This window comes from Algoriphagus sp. (assembly GCF_024642405.1).
Classification (GTDB): domain Bacteria; phylum Bacteroidota; class Bacteroidia; order Cytophagales; family Cyclobacteriaceae; genus Algoriphagus.
Map to the genome: position 1 here is coordinate 1 of NZ_JAHEBC010000217.1, position 6,554 is coordinate 6,554.

The following is a 6,554-nucleotide window of genomic DNA, read 5'->3' on the forward strand; positions in this document are numbered from 1 at the left end:
TGGGGATTTGGCAAGGAATTTATCTTTGTGAATTTAGAAGATATGCTTCGTCCAGAAATTTAATACTTACAGCTTTCGGAGAATTGGTTTAAGTATTTTTAAAGACTATCCGATATTTTCACCATTGATATAATAAAAGTCTGATTCTAATCGATGGTCGATATTTTTGCTACTTATCCCACGATAATGCGAAACTATATTTTATTATTTCTGATAATATTAGTTACGACGACTAGCTTATTTGCCCAAGGTAACTCAACCCAAAACGCATTTGCTTTTAAACTGGCAACTCCCATTGTTTTAGATGGGGAATTGGATGAGGAAATTTGGCAAGATTCAGAGGGTTGGAATACAGATTTTATGCAATATTTTCCTTCTGATACTTCTTTATCGGAAGTGAATACAAAGGTTAAAATTGCTTTTGATGACAACTTCCTTTACATAGCTGCCATTATGGAGAATAATGAACCTAGAGAATATGTTTCAACTTCTCTTAGAAGAGACTATCGAGGACAGCAAAATGATGGGATAACATTTGTTTTTGATACATTTAACGATAAAACCAACGCCTTTCAATTTGGTGTGAATCCTTATGGTGTCCAAAGAGAAGGTTTATTAGCGAATGGAGGAGTAAGATCTGAAGATTTGAGTTTGGCTTGGGATAATAAATGGTACACTGAAGCAAAAATTTTTGATACACACTGGCAAGTAGAGGCAATAATCCCACTTTCCACTCTTCGATTCAGGGATGGGGGACAAAACTGGAATGTAAATTTTTACAGAATTGATAGTCATACGGGAGAAAGAAGTACTTGGTCTCCAATTCCCAGAAATTTGTCCATTATATCAACTGCATTTAATCGGAAATTGATCTTCCAAGAACCTATTAAAAAAAATTCTTCAAATATTTCCTTGATTCCATACATCGCGGGTAAAACATCCAAAAATTACCTGGAAAATACCAGTGAAAAGTTTACTCCTGCCGTAGGTGGTGATGCAAAAATCGGAATTGGTCCCGCCATGAACTTGGATTTGACTTTCAACCCAGATTTTTCGCAGGTAGAGGTTGATCAGCAGGTAACCAATTTGGATCGATTTGAAATCTTCTTTCCGGAAAGAAGGCAGTTTTTTTTAGAAAACGCTGATTTGTTTGACAGTTTTGGGTCTGGAAGGGCAAGACCCTTTTTCTCAAGGAGGATTGGTGTTGATATTGATTCAGCGACTGGGCAAAATGTGCAGAGTAAGATTATTTATGGGGCTAGATTGAGTGGTAAAATAAATGAGGATTGGCGTCTGGGTGTAATGAATATGCAAACTGCAACCGATGAAGAAGCTGGTATCTCAGGAAAAAATTTCTCAGTTGTAGCCCTTCAAAAAAAGCTATTTACCCGGTCGAACATCGGTGTGATTTTCGTAGATAGAGAATCATTAGCATTGGATGAATATCAATCGCTCTTTAATCCAGAAGAATATAATAGATTGATTGGTGTAGATTATAATCTCAATTCGGCGGATGGCAAATGGCAGGGAAACGCTTATTATCATCGGACTTTTGAAGCAAGAGAAACAGTAAAACCTTACTCTTTTAATACCTTTATCCGATATAATGATCTTAATTGGGTTTGGAGCTTAAGTTATCGTGATATTGGTCAAGATTTTAATCCCGAAGTAGGGTTTCTTCCACGTGCTGACTATAAACGGATTAATCCTGATGTTGCTTATTTGTTTTATCCCAATTCCAGTTTAATTAATCGTCATGGCCCAAAGCTCGAATATGAATTATTATGGAATGAGGCTAATGGCAAAACTGATCAAGATGTTAGTTTAAGTTATAACATTCAATTCAATTCCTTTTCCATTGTCACTGTAACTCAGAAAAATAGGTATGTGTACTTATTTCAGGACTTTGACCCAACTCGTACAGGCGGTGAAAAACTTCCAGCCGGTACCGATTACAAAACCAAAACTCTACAGGTTGAGTATAGCAGCAATCCAAGAAATGCATTTTTGATAAAATTGGAGGCAGAAGGTGGTCAATATTATACAGGTAATTTCCAACGAGTAGTCAGTGAGTTAGGCTTAAGATTGGGGTATAAAGCGAATATCTCAATGAATTTTAACTATGCGCGAATCCGACTTCCAGAACCACAAAATGATGCCGATTTAGTTTTAGTTGGACCAAGGATTGATCTGACATTCACCAAAAAACTTTTCTGGACTACATTTATCCAGTACAATAATCAAATTAATAACCTGAACATCAACACCCGTTTACAATGGAGATTTGCTCCGGTATCGGACTTCTTCTTGGTTTACACGGATAATTATTTCCCGGATAGCTTCACACCAAAGCAGCGTTCTCTGGTATTCAAATTGAATTATTGGTTGAATCTTTAAATTCGAGCGATGATTTTATTGATCCGTGCTCTGTGCATTCTTTGTAAAACTATAGGGTAAAAATTGGCTACACTATTTAAAACAAAGTTGACCAAGGCTATTTTCCAAAAGCCTAATAACAAACTCCATATACTAAGTCCTAGTAGAATGATAAATGGGATTAAATGGCCGAATTCGGAACTCTTGGATTCCTTGATCCAATTTCTGATTCCGGATTTTGTTCCATCAAAATATCTTTTTCGCTGATTTTGATCTCTCCAGAAAGTTAGGAGAAGGAACTTTTGAAATAGGGGAACCCCAATTTTTTTACCAAATTTTAGTAATTGTCTTGGATCTCGTATTTTGTAATACTTTTCTGGTAAAAGAGTGTAGGTAGGCCAAGCAAAGCCTACTAATGCAAAAGAACCAAGAATAAATAAATTCGCTAGAATACTGAAAATCAATATCTCGGCATTGGTTGTACTTTGAATTTTTTCCCAATTGATGATTAGTTCATAGGATCTATAAAACAGGAAAATACTTCCTAGGGAAAGAAATATTTTTTTTAGAATTAATTTGATTTTCAAGCTGTAAATAATCTAAAGGAGTTTTGCTATTTCTCTCCAAGTGGTCAATTTGATATTTTTTGGGGTATGTAAACCATGACATCATTTCCATGAATGATCAGTAGTTTGTCTTCTTTGAAATAAGCTAGTTTTTCGGCCAAAGTCTGAGAAAAGAAAGCACTCATTAAGGAAGAAAGGTACCTATAAGTCTTTTCATATTTTAGATTTAATTACACCAAAATAAAGTTTTCTACCTGATAGGGTATTTGGAAAGGGTTATTTGCGATATGCCTTAGACTTAATTCTGTAAACCCAGATATAGGAAAAAAATGAAACAAAGACTTGAATAATTAGAAAATAAAACCACGTGTTGAGCTCTTTTAAAGGCTCAAAATTTATAGTATTGTTATAATAGAGCTTTGAAATAATAAGTGCTAAAATGCATAAGGGAAGTACGGCCACTAACCAGAAGTTTAAGAAGGATCGATATTGAAACGGGGTTTTCTTAAATTCCCCTGAACGGTTGGGTTTAGAATTTTGCATCAGGACTTAAGTGGATTAGCTTTTAGTCTTACCATTTTGTTAAAATTTAATACTTAAAAAGAAGTGTATTTTCCTAAAGTAAATTTTGGGCATTTTAAAGCGACATTTAGCTTATACTCCAAAAGGCTTCTAAACTTAGACTTTTAATAATTAGATTTTACGATTATCCGCAATGATGCCAGTATGCTTAATTTCTTTGTTTTACTGGCTCGAAGACCGATGACGGAAGACCGAAGAATCGATTTCCTTTAAATTTACCGAATTCTATGTCGCTTTAGATTATTACTGGTACAATAGCGGATATAGATATTAGATTTTACAATTTCTAAGTTCGGATCCCTTGAAATTAAAAAAGCGTTAAATATGATTTGATAATTCAAATCAATCGACTTTCATTTTCAACCACATTCAATTATTTTTATTCAAATAACAGATTTTTCAATTTATGAGGTCAGGAAGAAGTTTTATTATTTTGGTACTTATTGGTTTTATGACGTTGACAAGTTCTGGGCAATCTGAGGAAATACAGGAAACTTTCATCCAAACTTTAAATTTTTCCAAAAACGCGATAGAAGAAAATTCAGAAATAAAGGAAAATTCTATTCAGCAAGGTGAAGATATTGATAAGGAAATAAAAACTCCAATTCGAAAGAAACTTGCTGACTTACCAACATTATATGGTGAATGTAGCCTTGTCGTTCCATCTCCTACCATTCCAAATGAGAACGGAAGAAGCCTTGTGGCGACAACTTCAGATGATATATTCTATTCAAAGCAGGGTACTTTTACGCTTACTTGGCAATATGATCTTGGAGACGGTAATTTTTTAGAACAAGAGCAGGAGATTGTGATTAAAGACGTATCGGCTCTTGCTCCTGAAGTCTCAAATCTTCCTTTAATTAAAGGAGATTGCATGGTAACAGTAACTCCTCCCGCTGCATTTGATAATTGCAAAGGAAGGATTTTAGCAAAGACGAATGATCCACTGATTTACGATCAGCCAGGTCAATATTCCATTTTGTGGATTTATGAGGATGGAAATGGCAATGCTACTTACCAAGAGCAATCCATTCTTGTTCAGGATTTAATCGCTCCTTCAATTTCACCACCAACTGATTTAACAGTTAGGATTAATGAAAACGAACAGTTTCTCGTTTTAGAAGATTTGGGGATTGCTTCAGGATCTGACAATTGTAGCGAAGTGTTAATCAGTAATAATGCCCCCAGCTTTTTTGAAATAGGAACTACCGAGGTAATTTGGACTTCTACCGATAATAATGGAAACAGCTCTCAAGCAATCCAAAAAATCACCGTTATACCATCTTCATTAGAAAACAACCAAGAATCTAATCGACTTTCTTTCCAAAAGGAATTAAAAGTTGGAGAATTTCACCTGTTTCCCAATCCAGCTAGCTCAGTGAGCAATATTTATGTTGGAATAGACCGTGAAGCTGAGGTTAAAATTGAGGTTTTTGATTCAGCCGGACGATTAGTCTATGAGCATTCCCTTCAAAAATCGAATACATTTGAATATCAAATCCCAGTAAATGAATTAAGTGCTGGGGTATATCAGGTCCAAGTCAGTGTGGGAGATCAAATAATGAGTAAACGATTGATTAAAAAGTAGTAACTCTAAAACGTTTTATTTTTTCAATGTGTTTTCAGTTTTTGAACCAAGAATATATTATTTACACGCTTCAATTCTTGGTTTTTTGCTTAATCATCCAATAGATACAATAGAATTGATCTTTTAAATCGATTTATCTAGAAAATAATAAGTATAAATTTTTGCTAAATTTTTTTTCCATAGAAACTGCAAACACTTCGATTAAACATGCAGTTTGGAAAATATGAAGTTTAATCGAGTTATCGTTTGGTTTCGTAATGATTTGAGAGTAAAAGATAATATTACTCTTACCAAGGCAATTCAGAGTGGAAAAGAGATTATACCGGTCTATTGCTTTGACCCTAGGACTTTTGCTAAGACTGAGCTCGAGATTCCGAAAACAGGGTATCACAGAGCCAAATTTTTGATCGAATCAATCACAGATTTACGTGAAAATCTCCGCGATCTTGGAGCAGATCTAATTATTCTGGAAGGAAAACCAGAGGAAGAAATAATCCAATTGGCGGAGAAATATGAAGTTCAAGCGATTTATTTTTCAAAGGAAGTAACTGCAGAGGAAAGAAATGTAGATAACGCCCTTGAATCTTCTGCATGGGCCAAAGGAATTGTTACAGAAAGTTTCTGGCAGAGTACACTTTACCATAAGGATGATTTACCCTTTCCTGTCAATCAATTGCCAGAAGTATTCACCCAATTCCGAAAATCAGTAGAAAAAATGTCAGAAATAAGGGATGAATATCCAATCCCGATTTCTATATCCTACCCTGGCACAGATGTTATTTTCAGTTCTGGAGAGATTCCGAAATTAAATCAGTTTGGATTGGAGAGCCAAGATTCAGTGGATAATTCGGTGTTAGGTTTTAAAGGTGGTGAACGCGCTGGATTGAGGCGAATCCAATCCTATTTTTGGGATAAGGATTTATTAAAAAATTACAAGCAGACTCGGAATGAGCTCATAGGGACAGAATTTAGTTCTCGGTTTTCAGCCTGGTTAGCATTGGGTTGTATTTCTCCAAGAACAATTTACTATGAGGTCAAGAGATATGAAAAAGAGCGGAAAAAAAATGACAGTACCTATTGGCTGATTTTCGAATTGATTTGGAGAGATTATTTCCGTTTTATCAGTAAAAAACATGATAGTAAAATATTCCAAATTGCCGGAATCAAAAATCAAATCGATTCTTGGAGTAGGAATAAAAATGAATTCATTCGTTGGTGTGAAGGCAGTACAGGGGTTCCTTTCGTAGATGCTAATATGCGGGAGTTGAAGCAAACTGGTTTTATGTCGAATAGAGGAAGACAAAATGTAGCCAGTTTTTTGGTGAATGATCTTGGAATAGATTGGACTTGGGGGGCGAGTTATTTCGAAAGCATGCTGATGGATTATGATGTTTGTTCCAACTGGGGAAACTGGATGTATGTGGCAGGAGTAGGAAATGATC

Annotated in this window: 4 protein-coding genes; 3 read left to right on the plus strand and 1 reads right to left on the minus strand. The window is 35.2% G+C overall.

What is annotated here, in order from left to right:
• Positions 1-186: 186 nt before the first annotated feature.
• Positions 187-2,397 (plus strand): DUF5916 domain-containing protein, encoded by a 2,211-nt coding sequence (locus tag Q0L68_RS14450; protein WP_296704555.1) that lies wholly within the window; start codon positions 187-189, stop codon positions 2,395-2,397.
• On the opposite strand, the gene Q0L68_RS14455 is transcribed toward Q0L68_RS14450, so the two are convergent.
• Positions 2,394-2,963 (minus strand): hypothetical protein, encoded by a 570-nt coding sequence (locus tag Q0L68_RS14455; protein WP_296704557.1) that lies wholly within the window; start codon positions 2,961-2,963, stop codon positions 2,394-2,396. The genes Q0L68_RS14450 and Q0L68_RS14455 overlap by 4 nt on opposite strands.
• A gap of 967 nt (positions 2,964-3,930) precedes the next feature.
• Here Q0L68_RS14455 and Q0L68_RS14460 point away from each other — a divergent pair.
• Both Q0L68_RS14460 and Q0L68_RS14465 read left to right on the plus strand, forming a co-directional pair.
• The gene (locus Q0L68_RS14460; RefSeq protein ID WP_296704559.1) at positions 3,931-5,112 is read left to right on the plus strand and encodes a T9SS type A sorting domain-containing protein; all 1,182 of its coding nucleotides are present in this window, start codon (positions 3,931-3,933) and stop codon (positions 5,110-5,112) included.
• A 223-nt stretch (positions 5,113-5,335) separates the two neighbouring features.
• Positions 5,336-6,554 (plus strand): DASH family cryptochrome (locus Q0L68_RS14465; RefSeq protein ID WP_296704562.1); only part of this gene is annotated, 1,219 nt, incomplete at its 3' end.